The organism is Streptomyces lienomycini (assembly GCF_027947595.1).
GTDB lineage: Bacteria > Actinomycetota > Actinomycetes > Streptomycetales > Streptomycetaceae > Streptomyces > Streptomyces lienomycini.
Genome location: NZ_CP116257.1, coordinates 5,672,989 through 5,694,454 on the forward strand (window position 1 = coordinate 5,672,989; position 21,466 = coordinate 5,694,454).

Here is a 21,466-nt window from a genome sequence, read left to right on the forward strand (position 1 = left end):
CCACTACCGGGCGCGGGTGGACAGGGCGGTGGGAGCCTGGACCGCCCGGGCCCGCGCACCGCGCGAGCCGAAGAAACCGCGGCCGCCCGTGGAGTGCGCGACACCCCGGCGTGTCTACCGGGGCGCGGGCGGGCGGTACGTCGCCGAAGTCGCCCTCGCCCAGGGGTGGGAGCTGCGGCCCACGGACGTGCGCGAGGAGGTGCGGCTGTGGTGGTCCGCCGCTTCCCGCCCGCAGGAGGCCCGGGAAGCACAGGGGCCGGAGGGGACGGGCGCGGCACCGGGCTCGTGACGCCGGGGCACCGGCCGTTCGCCGGAACTTGCCCGGATCTGGTGACTTGGTGAAGATCCTGGGGTGACCTCGATACGACCCCCGTCCCGGACCACCGAGACCGGGCGCCATTCCCGGCCCTCCGGCACCGGCCGGACCGTGGCCGTACTCGTGCTGGTGGCGCTCGCCGCGCTGATACCCGTGCTCGGCCCGTCCCCCGCCCTGCACGGCACCGGGGAGGCCGAGGCGCCCGGCACCGGCGGCATCGCCCTGCTGCGCACGGTGCTCTTCGCCGCGCTGAGCGTGCCGCTCGGCGAACTCCTCGTCCACCGGCTGGCCCGGTCGCTGCCCGGCGCTCCGCCCGACCGGCCCCGCAGTTGGTCGCCGTACGCGGCCGCCGCCGGTTTCGTCGCCGCGCTGGGGCTGGCCTCGGTGGTGGCCACGGGCAATCTGGTGCCGGACAGCGCGGCCGCCGTCGACGTCGGCGGCCTCTACGAGTCCCGGGACGGCAAGCTCGCGCTCCTGGAGGTCAACGGGTTCCTCGCGGCCTGGCTGTGCGCGGGCTCGCGGCGGCCCGGACTCCAGGTGTGGCCGCTGGCCGCCGTGATCGTCGCGGACGCGCTGCGCGCGCACCCCACGACCGAGTACAGCCCGCTGCTCGGCTCCGCTCTGACACTCGTCCATCTGACGTGCGCAGCGCTGTGGGCGGGCGGTCTGCTGTACGCGCTGCGGATCCTGCGGCGGTGGCGGGGAGCGGAGGGGGCAAAGGCGGGGCCGGCTCTGCTGGGCCTCTACGCGCGCGTGGCGGCCGTTCTGCTGGCCGCCCTCACGGCGACCGGGGTGTGCAGTTCGCTGCGCCGGATGCCCGCGGGCACGATCGTGGACCAGCTGACGGACACGGCGTACGGGCGGGTCCTGCTCGCCAAGGTGCTCCTGGTGGCCGCCGTCGCCGCCCTCGCCCTGTGGGCCAGGATCCGGCTGGGCCGTGCGGCCGACCCGCTGACCGCCTGCTCGCCCGCGCGCGCGGAGGTGGTGGTGCTGGGGGTGGTGGTCGCGGTGTCGGGGCTCCTGACGGCCCTTCCGGTACCGATCCGCTGGTGACCCTCCGCGCCGTCCCCGGCGGCGCGGCCCCCGCGCCGGTCCTCAACGCTCCTCGGCCGCGGGGAGTTTGGCGGCACGGGGCACCTGAGGGACCGGAGTGTCGGTCCCGGCCCGTATCCTCATTGACCATGCTCGAAGACCGCACGACCGCAGCGCCGTCCGCCACGGCGTGGCCGGCCGCGTACCCGCAGGGGTACGCGGTCGTCGACGTGGAGACCACCGGCCTGGCCCGCGACGACCGCATCATCTCCGCGGCCGTCTACCGGCTGGACGCCCGCGGCGAGGTCGAGGACCACTGGTACACCCTGGTCAATCCGCAGCGCGATCCGGGGCCGGTGTGGATACACGGTCTGACGAGCGACGTGCTGCGGGACGCGCCGCTCTTCCCGGACGTGGCCGAGGAGTTCGCGGCCCGGCTCGACGGACGGGTCCTGGTCGCGCACAACGCCGTCTTCGACTGGCAGATGATCGCCCGGGAGTACGCGCGCGCGGAGCGCGAGGCTCCGGTGCGGCAACGGCTGTGCACCATCGCCCTGTCCAAGGCGCTGGACCTGCCGCTGCCCAACCACAAGCTGGAGTCGCTGGCCGCGCACTTCGGTGTCGTACAGCAGCGCGCGCACCACGCGCTGGACGACGCGCGGGTGCTGGCGGAGGCGTTCCGGCCGAGCCTGCTCGCCGCCGCGGCCGGCGAGGTGCGGCTGCCGCTGCACGAGTGCCGGCCGCTGACCGAGTGGGCGGACCGGCCCGCGCCCCGGATCGGACAGCAGGCGGGCTACGGCGGCTACCGGCCGAACAGTTGGCGACCCTCCCGCAAAAGGCCCGCATGCCCCCATCCCAATCCGGGACGGTACGAAGCGGGCAAACGCCTCAAGCAGGGCATGCGGGTCGCCTTCTCGGGTGACACCTCGGTCGAGCGGGACCTCCTGGAGGACCGCGCGACCGAGGCCGGGCTGCACGTCGCCACCAGCCTGTCCCGGCTGACCAGCCTGCTGGTCACCAACGACCCGGACTCGGGCACCTCCAAGGTGGTCAAGGCCCGCCAGTTCGGCACACCGGTGGTGGACGAGGCGGCGTTCGGTCAACTCCTCGGCGACGTCGAGCCCGCGGACGCCGAGGCGTGAGGACCCGGGCCGCGGAAGCCTGAGCGGCCCCGGGGCGGCGAGCCGTACGGACGGGTGATTCCGGGCGACTCGCCCGCCGCCCGCTCGCCGACGCCGCGCCGACGGCCCACCCTGTGGCGCATGGCGACATGTGAAGTCTGCGGCAACAACTACGGAATGTCCTTCGAGGTCCACGCCCAGGGAGCGGTGCACGTCTTCGACTGCTTCTCCTGCGCGATCCACCGCATGGCCCCGATCTGCGAGCACTGCCGGGTGCAGATCATCGGCCAGGGCGTGGAGGTCGAGGGGCACTGGTTCTGCGGCGCCCACTGCGCCCGCGCGGAGGGGAGGGCGGGCGTCGTCGACAAGGTCTGAGCGCTGCGCGCGACCGCCGGTTCACCGACGCGGGGTCACGGCCTTCGCGGGGACCTCCCCGCGAGGGCCGATCCCGGCCAAGGTACCGTCGACGCGTGTACCGCTTCCTCTTGTCCCGCCAGTGGGTGATCCTCACGCTGCTCGCCGTGCTGCTCATCCCCACGATGATCTGGCTGGGCTTCTGGCAGATGCACCGCTACGAGGAACGCACGGCCCGCAACGACCTGGTCGCGCGAGCGCTCGAGGCGGCGCCGGTGGCCGCGGAGTCGCTGACCGCTCCCGGCGAGAAGATCACCACGCGTGAGCGGTACCGGACCGTGACCGCGAAGGGCCGTTTCGACACGGACCACGAGGTCGTCGTCCGCCGCCGCACCGACGCCGACGACAACATCGGCTACCACGTACTGACCCCGTTCGTGCTGGACGACGGCAAGGTGATGCTGGTCAACCGGGGCTGGATCCCCGCGGACGGCCCGAGCCAGACGGAGTACCCGGACGTCCCCGCGCCGCCCCGCGGCGAGATCACCGTCACCGGCCGGCTGATGCCCGACGAGACGACCGAGGCGAGCGGCATCAAGGACCTCGAGGGCCTGCCGGACCGGCAGATCATGCTCATCAGCAGCGAGCAGCAGGCCGAGCGCCTGGGCGCCCCGGTGCTCGGCGGTTACGTCGTCCTGAAGACGCCGGAGCCGAAGGGCGACACGCCGGAGCCGATCGGCAGGCCGGGCAACGAGAACGCCGCGCTGAACTTCGCGTACGCCATCCAGTGGTGGCTGTTCGCCGCGGCCGTACCGGTCGGCTGGTGGTTCCTGGTCCGCCGCGAGCAGCGCGACCGGGAGGCCGCCGAGAACGTGGAGCCGACGCGGACGGAACCCGCCGCGGTCTAGGGGGCGCGCGAGCGGATCCGATTGCTCCGCCGCCGGTCGGGAAGACGAGACCCCGTGCACCCCCATATCGAGGACTACGCGCTCATCGGCGACCAGCAGACCGCCGCCCTGGTCGGCACGGACGGCTCCGTGGACTGGCTGTGCCTGCCCCGCTTCGACTCGGCCGCCTGCTTCGCCAGGCTGCTGGGCGACGACGACAACGGCCACTGGCGCATCGCCCCCAAGGGCGCCGAACGCTGCACGCGACGCGCCTACCGACCGGACACCCTCGTCCTGGACACCGAGTGGGAGACCGAGGACGGTGCGGTCCGGGTCACCGACCTGATGCCGCAGCGCGACCGCGCCCCCGACCTCGTCCGGGTGGTGGAGGGCCTGAGCGGCGAGGTCACCATGCACAGCGTGCTCCGGCTGCGCTTCGACTACGGCTCGGTCGTCCCGTGGGTGCGCCGGGCCGACGGCCACCGGGTGGCGGTCGCCGGACCGGACTCGGCGTGGCTGCGCAGCGAGCCGGAGGTGCACAGCTGGGGCCAGGACTTCGGGACGCACGCGGAGTTCACCGTCGCCGCGGGCGAGAAGGTCGCGTTCGTACTCACCTGGCACCCCTCGCACGAGCCCCGCCCGCCGCTGGTCGACCCGTACATGTCGCTGGAGCACAGTGTCGAGGACTGGCGCGAGTGGGCCGCGCGCTGCCGTTACGAGGGCCCGCACCGGGACGCCGTCGTGCGCTCCCTGATCACGTTGAAGGCGCTCACCTACAAGCCGACCGGCGGCATCGTGGCCGCGCCCAGCGCCTCGCTGCCCGAGGAGCCGGGCGGCGTGCGCAACTGGGACTACCGCTTCTGCTGGCTGCGCGACTCCACCCTCACCCTGGGCGCCCTGCTGTCGGCCGGGTACCTGGAGGAGGCCGAGGCGTGGCGCGACTGGCTGCTGCGCGCGGTCGCGGGCAACCCGGCGGACCTGCAGATCATGTACGGCGTCGCGGGCGAGCGCCGGCTGCCCGAGTTCGAGCTGCCGTGGCTGTCCGGCTTCGCCGGGTCCACTCCCGTACGCATCGGCAACGACGCGGTCAACCAGCTCCAGCTGGACGTGTACGGCGAGGTCATGGACTCCCTGTCGCTGGCCCGGCTGGCGGGCATGCGGCCGCGGCCGCAGATGTGGGAGCTGCAGTGCGCCCTGATGGAGTTCCTGGCCACCGCGTGGCGGGAGCCCGACGAGGGGCTGTGGGAGGTGCGCGGCGGGCGCCGGCAGTTCGTGCACTCGAAGGTGATGACGTGGGTGGCGCTGGACCGGGCGGTGCGCACGCTGGAGGCGCACCCCGAACTGGGCGGCGGAGACCTCGACGGCTGGCGCGCGCTGCGTGACGAGGTGCACCGAGAGGTGTGCGAGAAGGGGTACGACCCGGAGCGCGACACCTTCACCCAGTACTACGGCTCACGCGAGCTGGACGCCTCGCTGCTGCTCGTCCCTCGTGTGGGATTCCTGCCGCCGGACGACCCGCGGGTGGTCGGCACGGTCGACGCGATCGGCGCGGAGCTGACCCGGGACGGCCTGGTGCGCCGCTACAGCACCGAGGGCCCGCCGGTGGACGGGCTGCCGGGTGGCGAGGGGACGTTCCTGGTGTGCTCGTTCTGGTACGCGGACGCGCTGCACGCGATCGGCCGGACGAAGGAGGCGCGGGACCTCTTCGAGCGGCTGGTGGGCCTCGGCAACGACGTGGGGCTGCTGGCGGAGGAGTACGACCCGGTGGCCGGACGCCAGCTGGGCAACTTCCCGCAGGCCTTCAGCCATGTCGGCCTGGTGAACACGGCCCTCGCCCTGTTCGGGGAGGAGGGGGCAGGATAGGGGGCATGGATCTTGGACTGAAGGACCGGGTGTACGTCGTCACGGGGGCCACCCGGGGCCTGGGCAACGCCGCCGCGCGCGAGCTGGTCGCCGACGGGGCGAAGGTGGTCGTCACCGGCCGGGACGAGAAGAGCGTCGCGGACGCCGCGGCGGCACTGGGCCCGGACGTGGTGGGGGTGGCCGCGGACAACGCCGACCCGGCCGCCGCCGCGCGGCTGGTCGCGACGGCCCGGGAGCGTTTCGGCCGCTTCGACGGCGTACTGATCAGTGTGGGCGGACCGCCGCCCGGGTTCGTCGGCGACAACACGGACGAGCAGTGGCAGTCGGCGTTCGAGTCGGTGTTCCTGGGTGCGGTGCGGCTGGCCCGGACTGCGGCGGCCGAGCTGGGCGAGGGCGGGGTGGTGGGCTTCGTGCTGTCGGGCTCGGTGCACGAGCCGATCCCCGGCCTGACCATCTCCAACGGTCTGCGGCCCGGGCTGGCCGGCTTCGCCAAGTCCCTCGCCGACGAGCTGGGCCCGCACGGCATCCGCGTCGTCGGTCTGCTGCCGGGGCGGATCGACACCGACCGGGTGCGTGAGCTGGACGGCCTGTCCGCCGACCCCGGGGCGACCAGGACGGCCGCCGAGTCCCGCATCCCGCTGCGCCGCTACGGCGCCCCGGAGGAGTTCGGCCGCGCGGCGGCGTTCCTCCTCTCCCCCGCGGCGTCCTACGTCACGGGCGTGATGCTGCCGGTGGACGGCGGCGTACGGCACGGGTTCTGACGCCGTTCGGCCACGGTCCGGAGCGGGGGCGCCGGTGACCCGGGCCCCGGCACGGCCCGGGCCCGGTGCTCGTCAGCTGACCCGCTCGGCCCCGTGCTTGACCCCGCGGAGCTGGACCTCCGCCGGGAGGGACGTGAGGTCCGCCGAGGTGCGGGCGCGGGCCAGGGCGTCGGTGGTGAGGTCGTGGAGGGCGGTGCCGGGGTCCACGTGCGGGGCCAGGAGCAGCCGGACGCGGGTCGCCGGGGCGTCCCGGCGGCCGGTGAGCCGGACCCTGGCCCGCTCGACCCCGTCGACGCGCTCCGCCTGACCGGCCAGGACGTCCTCGAACGCCCTGCCGCGCAGTGCGGCGCCCTCGCCGTCCCCGGTGTCGACGAGGACCTCGGTGAGCCTGCGGCGGCGCACCACCGCGACCAGCCACCACAGGGCGAGGAGCAGCAGGACGGCCAGTGCGGCGATGACGACCGGCCACCACCAGCCGGCGTCCCGCCACCGGGTCCGCTCGACGTCGCTGAGCAGCACGTCGTGCGGCCCCTGGTGGACCCACCAGGAGGGCGCGGGCGCGTCGAACCCGATGGCGAGCACCGCGCCGCCGACGGCGAGCAGGATCAGTCCCACCAGCCCGGTCAGCACACGGTTCACGGTCCTGAGCACGTGCTCATCCCTTCCGTCCGGGTCGCGCCACCCGCAGCGACACGGCGGGCGGCCGGGCCAGCCCCAGGCCGCGCACCGCGTCGTCGAGCACGCCGTCGAGATCCGCCCGTACGTCGTCCATGTCGCGGAAGTGCGACCGCGCGCGCACCCGGACCTTCCGGCGGCGCATCCGCACCCGTGCCGACCGCACCCCGGAGACCTCCATGGCCCGGTCGCGCAGCGCGGTGGCGGCGGCGTCCCGGTGCAGCCCGGCGCGTACGTCCGGGTGGGTGCGCCGCATCGGCAGCACTCGGCGCAGGCCGGGGGTGAGGGCCAGCAGGAGCAGCCAGAGCCCCAGGGCCGCGGCGACTCCCGCGCCGACCAGCACCCACGTGTCGTCGACGGGCCGTTCGGCGAGTTGCCGGGCCAGGTCGCGGCGCCATCCGAGGGCGGACCGGCCGGCGCGCACGGCGACGATGTCGTAGAGGAAGACCCCAGCGAGGAGCAGGAGCAGCAGCGCGACGATGCCCGCGGGGACGCGGCGCGCGGACCAGAAGCGACCGGCCCGGCCGCCGCCGGAGACGCCGGAGGGGTCTGACCCGTCGAAGGTGCCGGATGTGTCGGACGTGTGGGACGTGTCGGGTCCGGGTTTCTCCGTGGAGAGCGCCCCGCCCTCGCCCGTCCCGGCTCTCCCGGGCTCGCTCATCGCGTCCTCCCGTGCCTCGCGCCGTACTCCGCCGCCAGATGCAGCCGCTCCACCCGGACGGCGACCTCCGGCACCGACATGCCCACCAACGCCCGTACCCGCTGGACGACTTGGTGACGCACCTGGCCGCAGCGGGCCCCGATGTCGCACGGGTAGTCGAGCTCCAGGTGGACGCTGACGCGGGCGGCGTCGTGGTGGACGACGACGGTGGCATAGGGGCGGGCCGCGTCCGGGTGGAGCGGGCCGACCGCCTCGCGCGCCGCCCGGGCGGCGACCTTGGCCACGACCCGGTCGGCGATCCGCGTGGCACCGCGATCGCCCGGCTCCACGGCGGCCAGGGGTTCCAGCAGCTCACCGGCCCCACCGCTCACGCCTGTCACCGCCGCCGGTCGTCGCGGGTGCGGAAGAAGTCACCGAGTTCCATGTCCCCCTCCAGGAAGCGGCCGACGACGAACCCGACGGCCCCCAGGGCCGCCACCAGCAGGAAGGCGCCGAACCCGCCGAAATACCCGGCGAAGCCCAGTGCCATGCCGGCGATCATGCCGACCACGGCCATGTTCATGGTGCGCTCCCCATATCCACCCGTTCAGCCCTCTTCCCCGTCACCGTCCGCGTCATTTGATCCTGGGCTCCGGCTCCTCGTCCTCCTCGTCCGGGAGCTTCACGTCGCTGACCGCGATGTTGACCTCGACGACCTCCAGACCGGTCATCCGCTCCACCGCTGCCACCACGTTCTCCCGCACGTCCCGGGCGACGTCCGCGATCGACACGCCGTACTCGACGACGATCTCCAGGTCGAGGGCGGTCTGCTTCTCACCGACCTCGGCCTTCACTCCGCGCGTCACGCCGGACTTGGTCCCGCCGCCGGGCACCCGGTCCCGGACGGCGCCGAAGGTGCGGGACATTCCGCTGCCCATCGCGTGCACACCGGCGACGTCGCGTGCCGCCATTCCGGTGATCTTCTCCACGACTCCGTCGGCGATGGTGGTCCGTCCCCGGGTGCCGGGGTCTCCGCCGCCGCGCCGCATCGTCTGGCCCTTGCCCGTTCCGGTGGACTCGATCGTGTCCTGCCCGGTCCGCTGGCTCTCCATGTCGCTCATCGCCGTACGTCCCTCTCGACTCGGGGTCCTGTGTCCACGTTAGGTCGGGTTGCGGGACCGCGCGCCACGGATACGGCAGGCTGGAGGAATGACGACGGCGGACGGGTGGACACGGGCGGTACGGGAACGGCTGGGGCTCGGCAGGCTGCTGCCGCTGGGCGGGCCACTGGACGGCGCGTGGATCGCCGAGCGTGCGGCGCGCGAGGTGCTGCTGGGCGCCGCCCGGGGCGTGGCGGGCGTACGTCCGGGTGATCTGCGGGTCGGGCTCGCGGACCCGGACGACGCGCCCGAGCCGGTCGTGACGCCTCCTCCGGGTGCGCTGCCGCCCGGCCCGCTGCGGGTGACGGCCGAGTTCGCGGCGGCGGTGGGGCCGACCGCGGCGGCCGCGGAGCCGCTGCCGGAGACGGCCGCACGGCTGCGTGCCGCGCTGGCGGACGCGGCGAACGCGCGGCTCGGTCTCGCGGCGGTGGACGTGGACCTGCGGGTGACCGGCCTGCTCGACCTCGACACCGCCACGGGCCCGGCCTCCGACCGGGGACCGGGTGCCGGAGCGGAGCCGGGGGCGGAGCCGGAGCAGGGAGGCGCCGATGTCCCCGCGGCGGGCGACGGGGACGAGGGGCGCGTCGCCGGGGCCGCGCTGGCGGTGCCCGGCGTTGCCCGGCTGACGGGCGTACTGGGCCGGCCGGTGCACATGACGGATCCGTCGTCGGACGAGCGGGCGGCGCTGCCGCGCCGTCACGTCCGGGTCGAGCTGGCCGTGGACGCGGACCACCGGGCGGACGAGGTGGCCCTGCGGGTCCGGGCGGCGGTGTCGGAGGCGCTCGCGGACCACCCGTCGGTGGCGGTGGTGGTAACGGCGGTGGGCTGAGGAACCCCTCCCGAGCCCGGGTGTGCGCCCCCGCCCGCGCCCGTGCGGCCGCCCGCGGGTCCCGCCCCTACTCCCCCAGCCCGGCCAGGTCGCGGAGCCGACGCCCCTGTGCGGCGCGTTCGGCGATGCGCTGGGCCTCGTAGTCCCGGGCCGTGGCGCCCTGGAGCAGCGCCTTGGTCTCGACGACCGCGTCGCGCGGGGCGGCCAGGACCGCGGACACCAGGTCGCGCACGGTAGGGTCGAGCTGGTCCCCGGGCACGGCGAGGTTGGCCAGGCCGGTGCTCACGGCCTCCTCGGCCGTGACGAAGCGCCCGGTCGCGCAGATCTCCAGCGCGCGGGCGTATCCCACCAGGGACACCAGGGGATGCGTGCCGGTCAGGTCCGGAACGAGGCCCAGGCTGGTCTCGCGCATGGCGAACTGCACGTCGTCCGCGACGACCCGCAGGTCACAGGCGAGGGCCAGCTGGAAGCCCGCCCCGATGGCGTGCCCCTGGACGGCGGCGACCGACACGAGGTCGCTGCGCCGCCACCAGGTGAACGCCTCCTGGTACTCGGCGATGGCCGCGTCCAGTTCGGTGTCGCCGCCCCGCGCGAGGTCGATGAACGACGGTTCGCCGTCGAAGCCCTCGGGCGTGAACGCCTGCCGGTCGAGTCCGGCCGAGAAGGACTTGCCCTCGGCCCGCAGCACCACCACCCGGACGGAGCCCGGCAGCAGCCGGCCGGCCTCGGCCAGCGCCCGCCACAGAGCGGGGCTCTGCGCGTTGCGCTTGGCCGGGTTGGTCAGCGTCACCGTGGCGATCGCGTCGTCGACGGTGAGCCGCACGCCGTCCTGGTCGAGTGCGGGACCGGGGTCGTGGGCGGGCGAAGCCATGGGGCGCCTCCGAAAGGTGCGGTCGTCGTCCCCGCCGCGCGCCGACCGGGAGGCCGTACCGCGGCAGAGCTAAGTGACTGCACAGTAACCACCCGGACGGTCTGGAGACCGACCGGGTGACCACCTTCACTTTCGGAGCCGAGGGGTCGCCCGGGACGTCAGGCCGATGTGGCCTTTTTGCCCCGGGTAGCCCCGCCACGCCCACGGAGCGTGACGCCCGACTCGCTGAGCATGCGGTGCACGAAGCCATACGAGCGGCCGGTTTCCTCGGCCAACGCCCGGATGCTCGCACCGGCGTCGTACTTCTTCTTCAGGTCTGCCGCGAGCTTGTCGCGCGCGGCGCCGGTAACCCGGCTGCCCTTCTTCAGAGTCTCGGCCACCCGTGCCTCCTCATGGGAAGTGCGCTCTGGTCTCCTCATGATCACCCCTCCAGGCCCTCATGGCCACCCATTCGGCAAGGTCGATGAGACAAGGATGTGACGACAGGAGCCGGTCCCCACATACGGAATCCGGAATTCCAGAGAATCGCGCCCGTACCGCCGAACGGGTTTCCCGGTGAACTTCCAGGTCAGAAAGGCGTCACGGCCGGAGCCCCGACACACGGGGGTCCGGCCGTGAATTCGTTGTAGGACGCACCTCTTGATGAGGAGATCTCACACAGATGGTGGATCACGGATCGGCCGAATGATCCATCACCAGTGGATCATCCGTTCGATCAAGCGAGGGCGACGAGATCCGCGTAGTCGGCGCCCCACAGGTCCTCGACGCCGTCCGGAAGCAGGATGATCCGCTCCGGCTGGAGCGCCTCGACGGCGCCCTCGTCGTGGGTGACGAGGACGACGGCGCCCTTGTAGGTGCGCAGCGCGCCGAGGATCTCCTCGCGGCTGGCCGGGTCGAGGTTGTTGGTGGGCTCGTCGAGGAGCAGCACGTTCGCCGAGGACACCACGAGGGTGGCCAGGGCCAGACGGGTCTTCTCGCCGCCGGAGAGGACACCGGCGGGCTTGTCGACGTCGTCGCCGGAGAACAGGAACGAGCCCAGCGTCTTGCGGACCTCGACCAGGTCCAGGTCCGGGTTGGCCGAGCGCATGTTCTCCAGGACGGTCCGCTCGGGGTCGAGGGTCTCGTGCTCCTGGGCGTAGTAGCCGAGCTTGAGACCGTGGCCCTCGATGACCTCGCCGGTGTCGGGTTTCTCGGCGCCGCCGAGGAGACGGAGCAGGGTCGTCTTGCCCGCACCGTTGAGGCCGAGGATGACGACGCGCGAGCCCTTGTCGATGGCCAGGTCGACGTCGGTGAAGATCTCCAGGGACCCGTACGACTTCGACAGCCCCTCGGCCATGAGCGGGGTCTTGCCGCACGGGGACGGCTCGGGGAAGCGCAGCTTGGCCACCTTGTCGGACTTCCGCTCGGCCTCCAGGCCGGCCAGCAGCTTGTCGGCCCGGCGGGCCATGTTCTGCGCGGCGACGGTCTTGGTGGCCTTGGCGCGCATCTTGTCGGCCTGCGAATGCAGCGCGGACGCCTTCTTCTCGGCGTTCTGCCGCTCGCGCTTGCGGCGCTTCTCGTCGGCCTCGCGCTGCTGCTGGTAGAGCTTCCAGCCCATGTTGTAGACGTCGATCTGGGACCGGTTGGCGTCCAGGTAGAACACCTTGTTGACGACCGTCTCGACCAGGTCGACGTCGTGGGAGATCACGATGAAGCCGCCGCGGTAGGTCTTCAGGTAGTCGCGCAGCCAGACGATCGAGTCGGCGTCGAGGTGGTTGGTCGGCTCGTCGAGGAGCAGGGTGTCCGCGTCCGAGAACAGGATCCGGGCCAGCTCGATACGGCGGCGCTGACCGCCGGAGAGCGTGTGCAGGGGCTGGCCGAGCACCCGGTCAGGCAGGTTGAGCGCGGCGGCGATGGTGGCGGCCTCGGCCTCGGCGGCGTAACCGCCCTTGGTGAGGAACTCGGTCTCCTGGCGCTCGTACTGCCGCAGTGCCTTCTCGCGGGTGCTGCCCTGGCCGCTCGCGATGCGCTGTTCGTTCTCGCGCATCTTGCGGATCAGGGTGTCCAGACCGCGCGCGGACAGGATGCGGTCGCGGGCGAGCACGTCGAGGTCGCCGGTGCGCGGGTCCTGCGGGAGGTAGCCGACCTCTCCGGAGCGGGTGACGGCACCGGCGGCGGGCTGGCCCTCGCCGGCCAGGACCTTGGTGAGGGTGGTCTTGCCGGCGCCGTTGCGGCCGACCAGGCCGATGCGGTCGCCCTTGGCGACGCGGAAGGTGGCGCTCTCGATGAGGACGCGGGCACCGGCGCGCAGCTCGATGCCGGAGGCGGAGATCACGGTCAGACTCCTGGGCGGGTGGTTGGCGGGATGGGCGGCTGTGGAGGTTCCCGCCGCTCTAATGCACGAGGAGAATGGCCATGGGGGCCAGTCTAACGGGGCCGTGCAACCACTTTTCCCCGGTTCCGCTGTCAGTGGCCGGTGCGAGACTGGGCGAACGGGTCCGAAACGACGTGCGGACCACCGGTTCACGAGGGAGTGATCGGCATGGCAGGCGACGAGAACGGGCGCCCGGACATCTGCCCGACGCTGCTGTACGCGGACGCCCGGGCGGCCGTCCGGCAGCTCACCCGGGCCTTCGGCTTCACCGAACTGGCGGTGTACGAGGGCGAGGACGGCTCGGTGGCCCACGCCGAGCTGGCCCAGGGCAACGGCGTGGTGATGCTGGGCTCGAAGGGCACCGGCAGCCGCTTCGACGAGGCGATGAAGCTGGCCGGGCCGACGGGGGTGTACGTCGTGGTGGCGGACGTCGACGCCCATCACCGGCGGGCCGTGGAGCACGGCGCGGAGATCCTGATGCCCCCGACCGACCAGGACTACGGCTCGCGGGACTACATGGCCCGCGATCTGGAGGGCAACGTGTGGAGCTTCGGGACGTACGCGCCGGAGGTGCGCGGGTAGCCTCCGGCGGCGCGTCCGCGGGGGGCCGCGGCGCTCAGCTGCCCCCGGTGTGGACCTGGAAGGCCGCCCGGCGTACGGCCTTGGCCAGGGCGGGGTCGGGGTGCGCGGCGGCGAGTGCGACCAGGACCTGCACGGTGCGGGGGTGGCCGACCGCGCGGACCTCGTCGAGCAGGGCGGGGACGGTGGCCTGCACCGCCGACTCCAGGTGCCGCACGAGCAGCGGGGCCTCCCCGTGGTCGGCGACGGCCGCCGCGGTGTCCACCCACAGCCAGGTGGCCTCGCGGCGGGTGAGGACCTCGTGGGCGTCCTCGGGGTCCGCGCCGTCGTGCTCGGCCAGCCACAGCAGGGCGTACGGCCGCAGGGTCGGCTCGTCGGCGACGCCGCGGACGTCGGGTTCGGCCGGGGCGCCGACGACGCGCAGCGCCTCGAAGGCGAGGCCGCGCAGGAGGGCGTCCTCGCCGCGGGCGGCGCCGAGCAGCTCGGCGACGGCGCTGCCGACGGGGCGGGCGGCGAGCCAGGCGCGGTACTCGGCGCGGGCGGCGTTGGGGCGGAGCCGGGCGCAGCCGCGGAGCATGCCCTCGGCCGACTGCTCGATGTTGCCCGCGGGACTCTGCGCGGCGACGCAGATCTGCTCCAGCTTGACCCAGACCGCCCAGCTGCCGAGCGGGGTGAGCGTGGCGTGCCCGTCGCCGCAGGTGAGCGCGCTGACGGCGGCGAGGGCGTGCAGGGCCCAGTCGAGGAGCGGGGCGAGCGGGGTGTCGTCGGCGGGGTCCGGGGCGGGCGGGACCGCTCCCGCGGTGCCGGGCTCCAGCCGGGGACCGTAGGGGACCTCGCAGCGTTCGGTGCGCAGTTCGGTGACGCGCTGCTCCAGCAGATCCAGAAGCTGCGCCACGGGGACGGGCCCGGCGGACAACTGCAGGAAGGAGAGCACCTGGGGCATCGCGGAGACGACCTCGGCGACGACCGCGGGCTCCTCGGCGGGCTCGGGGTGGGCCAGCGACCAGGCGTCGAAGAGGGCCACCCAGCCGCGCAGCACGGCGCTGTCGTCGCGGTTCCAGGCGCGCAGCCGCCAGCCGGGGCGGGCGGTGTCGCCGTGCACCTCGACCAGTCCGGCGAGGCGGGCGGTGTCCCAGTCGGCGCGGACCTGGGCGGCGGTCAGGCCCAGTTCGAGCGCCGCGTGGTCGGCGGTCGCGTCGGACAGGGTGGCCTTGCCGTCGGCGGTCGCACTGCCGCGGCCGGGGCCGAGGGCGGAGTCGGCCCAGCGGGCGACGCGGGCCGCGTCGGCAAGGACGGAGCGCGCCATTCCGGCCAGCTCCGACCGGGCCGGTGTGCCCTCCGGAGGGCGCGGCGCGGGGCGGCGCGGACGCCGCTGATTCATCGCTTGGGGGGCGGCGGCCAGGGGTCGCGGGCGGACGAGTCGAAGCCTGGAGTCGCGCGGGATACGGGACGTCACGGGTGCAGTCTTCCGGTTGACGGTCCGAAAACCCAAACGGAATGCCCCGGCGGCCTCCTGGGACGGCGGGCGCGGGGGCCGCGCAGGGCGTCCGGGCATCGGAACCGGCCAGTGGTACGGCGCCAACCGGAACCGGAGCGGCGCGCGCTGGAGCGGGCCGCTGCGGGTCACACCAGGGGGGTCATGAAGCGGCGCAGGGTCTCCTCGTAGTCCTCGGGGTCGGCGTTCCACATGGCGCCGTGCGGGGCGTCCGGGACGGTGTGCAGGGCGACCAGGCGCGGGTGGGTGTCGGCGAGGCGGCGGGAGAGGCGCCAGGGGGCCACCGCGTCGCCGGGGCCGTGGAAGAGCAGGGTGGGGACCGCCGGGCGGTGCAGGCCCGCCGTACCGGCGTCCCGGTCGGCGTGCAGCCCGGCGCGGCCCTGCGCGGCGCGGACGGCGAGCGGCAGGAGCGGGCCGGGGGTGCGGCGGGCGGCGGCCAGGGCGCGCAGCGTGGTCTCCCAGCTGAGGACCGGGGAGTCCAGGACGAGCCCCGCGATGCGCTCGCGCACGCCGGAGAGCGCGGCGGTGCGCAGGGCCATGGTGGCGCCGGTGGACCAGCCCAGCAGGACGACCTGGCGGGCGCCGTGGTCGAGGGCGTAGCGGACGGCCGCGTCGACGTCGCGCCATTCGGTCTCGCCGAAGTGGTGCAGGCCGTCGGGCGAGGAGGGGGCGCCGACGTCGCCGCGGTAGGAGAGGGCGAGTACCGGGACGTTGCGGCGGTGCAGGGGGGCGACCAGGTTGAGGGCGTGCTCGCGGGTGGCGGCCAGGCCGTGCACGGCGATGATCCAGGTCGGGCGGGCGCCGGGCAGGAACCAGGCCGGGAGGGGGCCGAGTTCGCCGGGGACGTCGACGTCGGCGTACTCCAGGCCGAGGGCGGTGCCCGGGTTCCCCACGTACAGGTTGGGGGTGAACCACGCCCGGTCACCGGCTTCGAGGGTGCCGTGGGTGACGCGTTCCAGACGGCGTACGACGGTGTCGGCGCCGTGTTCGACGGTGCCGAGGACCGGGCCGACGACGGCGTGGGAGCCGTCCCCGGCGAGCCCGTACCGGCCGGGGCGCAGTGCGGCCAGGTCCCGGGTGAGGGTGATCTGCCCGGCGGCGGTGCCGTGCACGGTGAGCCGGGGCTCGGTGGGCAGGGGCCGGCCGGGGGGCGCCTTCAGCGCGGCGTCGCTGGCGAGCCGGCCGGCGGCGACGCTCGCCACTGAGGCCGCCAGAGCTGCGGTGACGGCGGCTGCCGTTGCGGTGACAGTGCGCATGGGGCCAGTCTCCTGGTGGAGTCCTCGGGCGGCCAGTGGACGGGTGACAGGGGGTGACCACGCCCTCGTGTCCCGTAGCCGGTACCCCCGAACCCGCCCGGCACGCACACCGTGTCAGCCCGGCTGCCCGTAGCCCCGCAGCCGTTGTGTCGCCTCGGCCAGCTGGGCCGGGCTCAGCAGCGACGGCGTCCGGCCCGGCACCGAGGAGGCCGTCAACCAGAGCCGGCACATCCACTCGAGCTGGGCGGTGCGGTCGTAGGCCTGGTCGAGGGAGGTGCCGTAGGTGATCGTGCCGTGGTTGCGGAGCAGGCAGCCGGTGCGGTCGGCGAGGGCGTCGAGCATGGAGCGGGCGAGTTCGTCGGTGCCGTAGGCCGCGTACGGGGCGACGCGGACGGGGCCGCCGAGCGCGGCGGTCATGTAGTGGACCGGCGGGAGTTCGGGGACGAGCAGGGAGACGGCCGTCGCGTGCACGGCGTGGGTGTGGACGACGGCCCGGGCGTCGGCGTCGGCGCGGTACACGGCCAGGTGCATGGGCAGTTCGCTGGTGGGGACCAGCGTGCCGAGCACCTGCCGTCCGTCCAGGTCGACGCCGGTCGCGTCGTCCGGGGTCAGCCGGTCGTAGGGCACACCCGACGGGGTGACCAGGACCGTGTCGCCGACGCGTACCGAGACGTTGCCCGAGGTGCCGACCACGAGCCCGTCGGCCACCGTGCGCCGGGCCGTCGCGACGAGTTCCGCCCAGGCCCGCTCCCGGACCCCGTTCGCCCGTCCGTCCCGCGAATACGTCACAGTCACCGTCTCCTCCCGGGCGCCCGGGCGCCCCGCACGTCCCGTCGCCGAACGGGCTCGCGGTGATCCTGCCAGGGACGTCTCCGGAGAGCAGCGGAGCGGGCACGCAGAGGGAGGCGCCGGCACCGCTTGCGGTCACCGTGACGCCCTGTCCAGTTCATCTTCCGTTCACCCTGGTTACCTACGTTCGTCGCGCCAACGACCTCGAACGATTGCCTGGGTAAATGGAAAGCTTCTCGCTGATCCTCGCGATTGTGGTGGTAACCGCACTCGCGTTTGATTTCACGAACGGTTTCCACGACACCGCGAACGCGATGGCGACGACCATTTCGACCGGTGCGCTCAAGCCCAAGGTGGCGGTGGCGATGTCCGCCGTCCTCAACCTTGTAGGCGCCTTCCTCTCGGTGGAGGTCGCCAACACGATCTCCAAGGGTCTCGTCGACGAGACCGGCATCCGTCCCGAGGTCATCTTCGCCGCCCTGGTCGGCGCGATCCTCTGGAACCTGCTGACCTGGCTGGTCGGACTCCCCTCCAGTTCCTCGCACGCCCTGATGGGCGGTCTGATCGGCGCCGCCGTCGCCTCGGCCGGCCTCGGCGCGGTCAACGGCGACGTGCTCGTCACCAAGGTGCTCCTCCCCGCGATCGCCGCCCCGATCGTGGCCGGTGTCGCGGCGATGCTCGCGTCCCGGATGACGTACTCGCTGGGCCGCAAGGCCGACGGCCAGGCCGCCAGGAAGGGCTACCGCGCGGGGCAGATCGCCTCCGCCGGTCTGGTCTCGCTGGCCCACGGCACCAACGACGCCCAGAAGACCATGGGCATCATCACCCTCGCCCTGATCGCGGGCGGCGCGCTCGCCCCCGACTCCGACCCGCCGGTGTGGGTCATCCTGGGCGCGGGCCTGGCCATCGCGCTCGGCACCTACCTGGGCGGCTGGCGCATCATCCGCACCATGGGCAAGGGGCTGACCGACCTCCAGCCGCAGCAGGGCTTCGCCGCCCAGACCAGTGCCGCGACGGTCATCCTGGCCTCCTCCCACCTCGGCTTCTCCCTGTCCACCACGCACTCGGTCTCCGGCGCGGTGATGGGCGCGGGCCTCGGCCGCAAGGGCGGCGTGGTCCGCTGGTCCACGGCCACCCGGATGTTCGTCGCCTGGGGCCTGACGCTGCCGGCCGCGGCCCTGGTCGCCGCGCTCGCCGAGTGGGTCTGCCGCGCGGGCGACTGGGGCACGGCCCTGGTCGCGGTGTTCCTGGTCGCCTCCAGCTTCGCGATCTGGCGGATCTCCCGCCGCGAGGTCGTCGACCACACCAACGTCATCGACGCGGAGGAGCCCGGGTCCGCCGAGCCCGCCGGTGTGGTCACCACGGCGATGGCCGCCGTGTCGCCGCCTCCGGCGGGCGTGACCGAGGACCTGGCGGTCACCGTCCCGGCCCCGGCCCCCACCGCCGATCCCAAGGCCCCGTCGGCCGCCACCACCGTCTGAACCCGCGTCCCGGGTACGAAGGAAGCGAACCTCCATGAGCATCGACTGGGCAGCCCTCGGCTCCGTCTTCGGCGTCAGCCTCGTGGTCACGGTGGCCCTGGTGGGCCTGTTCACCCTCGGCATCGTCGGCCTCTCCCGCCAGGAACGGGCGGCCGCCCAGGGCGGCTCCGCGACCCTCGCGGTCACCGGCGCGTACGCGTGCTTCGCGGCCTGCACGGCGGCGGTGGCGTACGGGATCTATCTGATCGTCGCCTGACCCCGCCGCACCTCTCGTCCGCCCCGCCCGTGCCCGGTTCCCACCGGGCACGGGCGGGGCGGTTCTCTTCCCTCGTGCCACGCCGACGGCGGGCGCACCTCACGGCTCCGGCAACCCCTGCGGAGGGAATTCCACCGCCCACCGCATGCGGCACCCTCCGCTTGTGAATTTTCGCCGACTTCCAGGAATCGCTGGAGAACTCACTGCTGCCGTTCTGTCACACGAGCAACTTTCCCCTCAGCGATCACATCCCTTTCGATGTGTTTCGAGCGGTTTCCTCACCATTCAGGCTAGCAAGGCGACCTCGCCCAAAAGACACATGTCATACTGACCAACGCTGGTCGCACGTGTCGAACTAACCTATCCTCAACGAGAGTTATTCATTCGACGGTGGCGACCCGACCAGTCAACGACGACATGTGGCAGGGAGCACCATGGCCAGGGACATCGATCCGAGCCTGAACCGACGAAGGCTGCGAATCGAGCTGCGCAAAGCCCGCGATCAGGCCGGTCTGACCCAACGGGATGCCGTGCAGCAGCTGGAATGGTCACTTTCCAAACTGATCCGGATCGAGAAGGGCACGGTCAGCCTCAGCGTCACCGACCTGAGGGCTCTGCTCCAGCTGTACGGGGTGGCCGACCCCGCTCAGGTCGAGGAGCTGGAGGAGGCCGCCCGCGGCTCGAAGGGAGTGTCGTGGTGGGTGCAGTACAGCGAGGTCGTGACGCCCCCGTACGCCCTGTACCTGGGCTACGAGGGCTCTGCGGACACGATCCGCATGTACAACCCGGTGGTGCTGCCCGGTCTGGTGCAGACGGAGGACTACGCCACGGCGCTGATGTCCACGCTGACGGAAGAAGCACGGGTGCGCCCACAGGTGGACCTGCGCATCACTCGTCAGGAGCGGTTCTTCGACAGCGACGACGGCCCGGAGATCGACATCGTCCTGGACGAGGCCGCCCTGCGGCGCCAGATCGGGGGCCCGGCGGTGATGCGGCGGCAGCTGGACCATCTCCAGTCGCTGACGGAACACCCCAGGCTCACCGTCCGCGTCCTGCCGTTCTCCGCCGGCGCTCACTTCAGCGTCTCGACGTCCTTCATCCTGCTCGAGTTCAAGGACGACGACGATCTGCTGTACCTCGAAGGCCCGGGCGGCGGTCTGTCCAGCCGTGACGACCTCGGACTCACCGCCCGCTACCAGGAGTGCTTCGAGGACATCAGCGACAGGGCGTACGACGGCGCTCGGGTGATCGAGTTGCTCGACAAGGTCAGGGAGAGCCTGGCCGACAGCTGAATCCGGGCTGGGACGGCCCGGCACGAGACGGGGGAGGCCCCATGACGGTCTTCGGAGTACGAGCGTGGTGGCAGCGGTGGCGCGCGCCGGTCCGCACCGGCCCCGCCACCGACCCGCCGGGGGGATCCGGCGACACGGAGCAGGGGCCTCCTCCGGTCGACGACTGCGCGCTCAAGGCGTACGCCATGCAGCGCCGCGAGTGGGCCGAGGCGCTCATCGACGTGGAGAACGCCCGGGTGGCCGGAGAGATCCGGCTGATTTCCGCCCGTCTCCTGCTGGGCACGGCGTGCGGGAGCATCCTGCTGTTCAGCATCGCCCTCGCCACGCGGGTCGCGCCCAGCCTTCCGCACGGCTCCGCGTCCCCCCTCACCACTGCCGCCATCGGCGCTTTCGGCGCGGCCCTCCTCGCCGCCCTGGGTGCCGGAATCGGCAGGGCGCTGCGCGGCCGGGCCGCGTCGGCGCCCGCCCAGCCCGTCAGTGGTGGCGCCGCCGAGGCTCCACGGCCGTCAGAGCGCGGTTCAGAACGCGGAGGCGGTCCGTGACAGGAGTGAGCCCCCACCACAGCCCCGCGCCCACGGCCACCGCCGCGGTCACCACCAGCCACACCATGCCCCGGGCGGCACCGCCCGGGGCCAGGAACGCGACCAGCGCGCCCAGCCCGACGGCGAGGACCCCCACCACCGAGCAGTAGAGCGCCAACGGCGCCGCCCCGGTCATCCGGTCTCCACGCGTACCGGGCCACCCCGGGCGCGCGGAAGCGGTCCCTTTGATTCGGTCTGCCATGCGTGTACCTCCCGTCCCCCCGCGCGGCGGTCAGACACCGCGCGAATCCGGGTCCACAAGCCCCGCCAGAAAACCACACCACGACGCGTGACGAAAGGCGAGCACAGCGTGTCGACGTTGCTTCGAGTCACGTACCAGTACGCGTCCGCCCCCGACGGCCATCTCGACGCATGCCTCACCCCCGTCGGTGGAATAGCTGCTCTTGAACCACGCGTGCCCTGACCGTTCGCTTTCGATCGCACCCACCTCCTCCGGCCCACCGGCCGTCACGCGGCCTCGGCACCATCACTCGCCGCCCCACCGCTGTCCCCCGCCCGCGTACACGCGCTTCCGTCCCCTCCAGTCTTCCCAGCCTGCCCACCGGGGAAGAGCCCAGAAAGCGTCGATGTCGTGGACCTGGCGAGCTTTCGACGGTGTGGGCCTCAGCACACCCGGCGCCGCAGGTCAACGCCAGGTTGACGGGTGTTCGCGGGCCGTGGTGGACTTCCGGGGCCATCTACGGCGGCAGGAGAGGAAGCCCGGTGCGAATCCGGCGCGGTCCCGCCACTGTGACCGGGGGTCAGGATTCCCGGGAGCCAGGAACTCTCGCCGCCGTGCTCTTCGAACCAGGGCGCGGACACCCTGAGTGAGGACATATCGCCATGCGCGGCTGCCGTTCCAGGCTCATCAGCGA

The 21,466-nt window shown here is 73.3% G+C and carries 26 protein-coding genes and 1 riboswitch; of the genes, 14 read left to right on the top strand and 12 right to left on the bottom strand.

The window, feature by feature from the left end:
• The first annotated feature begins 28 nt into the window (after positions 1-28).
• The 7 genes from BJ961_RS25865 to BJ961_RS25895 all read left to right on the top strand — a co-directional run bounded on the left by BJ961_RS25865 (position 29) and on the right by BJ961_RS25895 (position 6,334).
• A complete protein-coding gene (locus BJ961_RS25865) occupies positions 29-289 on the top strand; it encodes a hypothetical protein (RefSeq protein WP_271415190.1) in 261 nt (86 codons plus the stop codon).
• Between the two features lie 63 nt (positions 290-352).
• Positions 353-1,369, top strand: a complete 1,017-nt coding sequence (locus BJ961_RS25870) for a CopD family protein (protein ID WP_271415191.1) — start codon at positions 353-355, stop codon at positions 1,367-1,369.
• 128 nt (positions 1,370-1,497) lie between these two features.
• Positions 1,498-2,490 carry a DEDDh family exonuclease gene (locus BJ961_RS25875; RefSeq protein WP_271415192.1) on the top strand — a complete coding sequence of 331 codons (993 nt, stop codon included), beginning with the start codon at positions 1,498-1,500 and terminating at the stop codon, positions 2,488-2,490.
• A gap of 120 nt (positions 2,491-2,610) precedes the next feature.
• Positions 2,611-2,844 (top strand): hypothetical protein, encoded by a 234-nt coding sequence (locus BJ961_RS25880; protein ID WP_271415193.1) that lies wholly within the window; start codon positions 2,611-2,613, stop codon positions 2,842-2,844.
• Positions 2,845-2,939: 95 nt separating this feature from the next.
• A complete protein-coding gene (locus BJ961_RS25885; protein WP_271415194.1) occupies positions 2,940-3,731 on the top strand; it encodes an SURF1 family cytochrome oxidase biogenesis protein in 792 nt (263 codons plus the stop codon).
• Between the two features lie 54 nt (positions 3,732-3,785).
• Positions 3,786-5,573 carry a glycoside hydrolase family 15 protein gene (locus BJ961_RS25890; RefSeq protein ID WP_271415195.1) on the top strand — a complete coding sequence of 596 codons (1,788 nt, stop codon included), beginning with the start codon at positions 3,786-3,788 and terminating at the stop codon, positions 5,571-5,573.
• 5 nt (positions 5,574-5,578) lie between these two features.
• Entirely contained in the window at positions 5,579-6,334 is a 756-nt protein-coding gene (locus BJ961_RS25895; protein WP_271415196.1) for an SDR family oxidoreductase, read from the top strand.
• 72 nt (positions 6,335-6,406) lie between these two features.
• On the opposite strand, the gene amaP is transcribed toward BJ961_RS25895, so the two are convergent.
• The 5 genes from amaP to BJ961_RS25920 are packed head-to-tail and all read right to left on the bottom strand — an operon-like array spanning position 6,407 to position 8,698.
• Positions 6,407-6,985: an alkaline shock response membrane anchor protein AmaP gene (gene amaP, locus BJ961_RS25900; protein ID WP_271415197.1), complete on the bottom strand. Its 579-nt coding sequence runs from the start codon at positions 6,983-6,985 to the stop codon at positions 6,407-6,409.
• Positions 6,986-6,989: 4 nt separating this feature from the next.
• Complete coding sequence (locus BJ961_RS25905) at positions 6,990-7,670, bottom strand: DUF6286 domain-containing protein (RefSeq protein ID WP_271415198.1); 681 nt, start codon at positions 7,668-7,670, stop codon at positions 6,990-6,992.
• Positions 7,667-8,050 carry a hypothetical protein gene (locus BJ961_RS25910; RefSeq protein ID WP_271415199.1) on the bottom strand — a complete coding sequence of 128 codons (384 nt, stop codon included), beginning with the start codon at positions 8,048-8,050 and terminating at the stop codon, positions 7,667-7,669. Before BJ961_RS25910 ends, BJ961_RS25905 begins: the two co-directional genes overlap by 4 nt.
• Positions 8,047-8,232, bottom strand: a complete 186-nt coding sequence (locus tag BJ961_RS25915) for a hypothetical protein (protein ID WP_271415200.1) — start codon at positions 8,230-8,232, stop codon at positions 8,047-8,049. The genes BJ961_RS25910 and BJ961_RS25915 overlap by 4 nt, the downstream gene beginning before the upstream one ends.
• Before the next feature lie 52 nt (positions 8,233-8,284).
• Positions 8,285-8,698, bottom strand: a complete 414-nt coding sequence (locus BJ961_RS25920; protein WP_381161325.1) for an Asp23/Gls24 family envelope stress response protein — start codon at positions 8,696-8,698, stop codon at positions 8,285-8,287.
• 160 nt (positions 8,699-8,858) lie between these two features.
• Between BJ961_RS25920 and BJ961_RS25925 the strand changes: the two genes are divergently transcribed.
• The gene (locus tag BJ961_RS25925) at positions 8,859-9,638 is read left to right on the top strand and encodes a nucleopolyhedrovirus P10 family protein (RefSeq protein WP_271415202.1); all 780 of its coding nucleotides are present in this window, start codon (positions 8,859-8,861) and stop codon (positions 9,636-9,638) included.
• 67 nt (positions 9,639-9,705) lie between these two features.
• Here the strand turns inward: BJ961_RS25925 and BJ961_RS25930 are convergent, their stop codons facing one another.
• The 3 genes from BJ961_RS25930 to BJ961_RS25940 form a co-directional block, all read right to left on the bottom strand.
• Entirely contained in the window at positions 9,706-10,509 is an 804-nt protein-coding gene (locus BJ961_RS25930; RefSeq protein WP_271415203.1) for an enoyl-CoA hydratase/isomerase family protein, read from the bottom strand.
• A gap of 158 nt (positions 10,510-10,667) precedes the next feature.
• Complete coding sequence (locus BJ961_RS25935) at positions 10,668-10,889, bottom strand: helix-turn-helix domain-containing protein (RefSeq protein WP_003976983.1); 222 nt, start codon at positions 10,887-10,889, stop codon at positions 10,668-10,670.
• Positions 10,890-11,224: 335 nt separating this feature from the next.
• Positions 11,225-12,823 (bottom strand): ABC-F family ATP-binding cassette domain-containing protein, encoded by a 1,599-nt coding sequence (locus BJ961_RS25940; RefSeq protein ID WP_271415204.1) that lies wholly within the window; start codon positions 12,821-12,823, stop codon positions 11,225-11,227.
• 207 nt (positions 12,824-13,030) lie between these two features.
• Here BJ961_RS25940 and BJ961_RS25945 point away from each other — a divergent pair, with 207 nt between their 5' ends.
• The gene (locus BJ961_RS25945; protein ID WP_271415205.1) at positions 13,031-13,444 is read left to right on the top strand and encodes a VOC family protein; all 414 of its coding nucleotides are present in this window, start codon (positions 13,031-13,033) and stop codon (positions 13,442-13,444) included.
• Positions 13,445-13,478: 34 nt separating this feature from the next.
• Here the strand turns inward: BJ961_RS25945 and BJ961_RS25950 are convergent, their stop codons facing one another.
• The 3 genes from BJ961_RS25950 to BJ961_RS25960 all read right to left on the bottom strand — a co-directional run bounded on the left by BJ961_RS25950 (position 13,479) and on the right by BJ961_RS25960 (position 16,981).
• Positions 13,479-14,897 (bottom strand): hypothetical protein, encoded by a 1,419-nt coding sequence (locus tag BJ961_RS25950; RefSeq protein WP_271415206.1) that lies wholly within the window; start codon positions 14,895-14,897, stop codon positions 13,479-13,481.
• Positions 14,898-15,064: 167 nt separating this feature from the next.
• Positions 15,065-16,192 (bottom strand): alpha/beta hydrolase family protein, encoded by a 1,128-nt coding sequence (locus BJ961_RS25955; protein ID WP_271415207.1) that lies wholly within the window; start codon positions 16,190-16,192, stop codon positions 15,065-15,067.
• A gap of 114 nt (positions 16,193-16,306) precedes the next feature.
• On the bottom strand, positions 16,307-16,981 hold the full coding sequence (locus BJ961_RS25960; RefSeq protein ID WP_271415208.1) for a class II aldolase/adducin family protein: 675 nt from the start codon (positions 16,979-16,981) through the stop codon (positions 16,307-16,309).
• Positions 16,982-17,205: 224 nt separating this feature from the next.
• Between BJ961_RS25960 and BJ961_RS25965 the strand changes: the two genes are divergently transcribed.
• The 5 genes from BJ961_RS25965 to BJ961_RS25985 all read left to right on the top strand — a co-directional run bounded on the left by BJ961_RS25965 (position 17,206) and on the right by BJ961_RS25985 (position 20,701).
• Positions 17,206-18,462, top strand: a complete 1,257-nt coding sequence (locus BJ961_RS25965; RefSeq protein ID WP_271415209.1) for an inorganic phosphate transporter — start codon at positions 17,206-17,208, stop codon at positions 18,460-18,462.
• A gap of 34 nt (positions 18,463-18,496) precedes the next feature.
• Positions 18,497-18,718: a hypothetical protein gene (locus BJ961_RS25970; protein ID WP_030404451.1), complete on the top strand. Its 222-nt coding sequence runs from the start codon at positions 18,497-18,499 to the stop codon at positions 18,716-18,718.
• Between the two features lie 434 nt (positions 18,719-19,152).
• On the top strand, positions 19,153-20,010 hold the full coding sequence (locus BJ961_RS25975) for a helix-turn-helix domain-containing protein (RefSeq protein ID WP_271415210.1): 858 nt from the start codon (positions 19,153-19,155) through the stop codon (positions 20,008-20,010).
• Positions 20,011-20,051: 41 nt separating this feature from the next.
• On the top strand, positions 20,052-20,552 hold the full coding sequence (locus tag BJ961_RS25980) for a hypothetical protein (RefSeq protein ID WP_271415211.1): 501 nt from the start codon (positions 20,052-20,054) through the stop codon (positions 20,550-20,552).
• Positions 20,549-20,701, top strand: coding sequence for a hypothetical protein (locus tag BJ961_RS25985; protein ID WP_271415212.1), 153 nt, complete (start codon positions 20,549-20,551; stop codon positions 20,699-20,701). The genes BJ961_RS25980 and BJ961_RS25985 overlap by 4 nt, the downstream gene beginning before the upstream one ends.
• Before the next feature lie 122 nt (positions 20,702-20,823).
• Here BJ961_RS25985 and BJ961_RS25990 read toward each other — a convergent pair whose 3' ends face one another.
• Complete coding sequence (locus BJ961_RS25990) at positions 20,824-21,063, bottom strand: DUF397 domain-containing protein (protein ID WP_328656795.1); 240 nt, start codon at positions 21,061-21,063, stop codon at positions 20,824-20,826.
• A gap of 192 nt (positions 21,064-21,255) precedes the next feature.
• A riboswitch (cobalamin riboswitch) is annotated at positions 21,256-21,397 on the top strand.
• The last annotated feature ends 69 nt before the right edge of the window (positions 21,398-21,466 follow it).

Coding starts and splice junctions, on each gene's coding strand:
- BJ961_RS25920 (WP_381161325.1), bottom strand. CDS start 8,698: ATGCGGCGCGGCGGCGGAGACCCCGGCACCCGGGGACGGACCACCATC.
- BJ961_RS25975 (WP_271415210.1), top strand. CDS start 19,153: ATGGCCAGGGACATCGATCCGAGCCTGAACCGACGAAGGCTGCGAATC.
- BJ961_RS25905 (WP_271415198.1), bottom strand. CDS start 7,670: ATGAGCGAGCCCGGGAGAGCCGGGACGGGCGAGGGCGGGGCGCTCTCC.
- BJ961_RS25980 (WP_271415211.1), top strand. CDS start 20,052: ATGACGGTCTTCGGAGTACGAGCGTGGTGGCAGCGGTGGCGCGCGCCG.
- BJ961_RS25915 (WP_271415200.1), bottom strand. CDS start 8,232: ATGAACATGGCCGTGGTCGGCATGATCGCCGGCATGGCACTGGGCTTC.
- BJ961_RS25895 (WP_271415196.1), top strand. CDS start 5,579: ATGGATCTTGGACTGAAGGACCGGGTGTACGTCGTCACGGGGGCCACC.
- BJ961_RS25955 (WP_271415207.1), bottom strand. CDS start 16,192: ATGCGCACTGTCACCGCAACGGCAGCCGCCGTCACCGCAGCTCTGGCG.
- BJ961_RS25875 (WP_271415192.1), top strand. CDS start 1,498: ATGCTCGAAGACCGCACGACCGCAGCGCCGTCCGCCACGGCGTGGCCG.
- BJ961_RS25970 (WP_030404451.1), top strand. CDS start 18,497: ATGAGCATCGACTGGGCAGCCCTCGGCTCCGTCTTCGGCGTCAGCCTC.
- BJ961_RS25945 (WP_271415205.1), top strand. CDS start 13,031: ATGGCAGGCGACGAGAACGGGCGCCCGGACATCTGCCCGACGCTGCTG.
- BJ961_RS25880 (WP_271415193.1), top strand. CDS start 2,611: ATGGCGACATGTGAAGTCTGCGGCAACAACTACGGAATGTCCTTCGAG.
- BJ961_RS25925 (WP_271415202.1), top strand. CDS start 8,859: ATGACGACGGCGGACGGGTGGACACGGGCGGTACGGGAACGGCTGGGG.
- BJ961_RS25965 (WP_271415209.1), top strand. CDS start 17,206: ATGGAAAGCTTCTCGCTGATCCTCGCGATTGTGGTGGTAACCGCACTC.
- BJ961_RS25930 (WP_271415203.1), bottom strand. CDS start 10,509: ATGGCTTCGCCCGCCCACGACCCCGGTCCCGCACTCGACCAGGACGGC.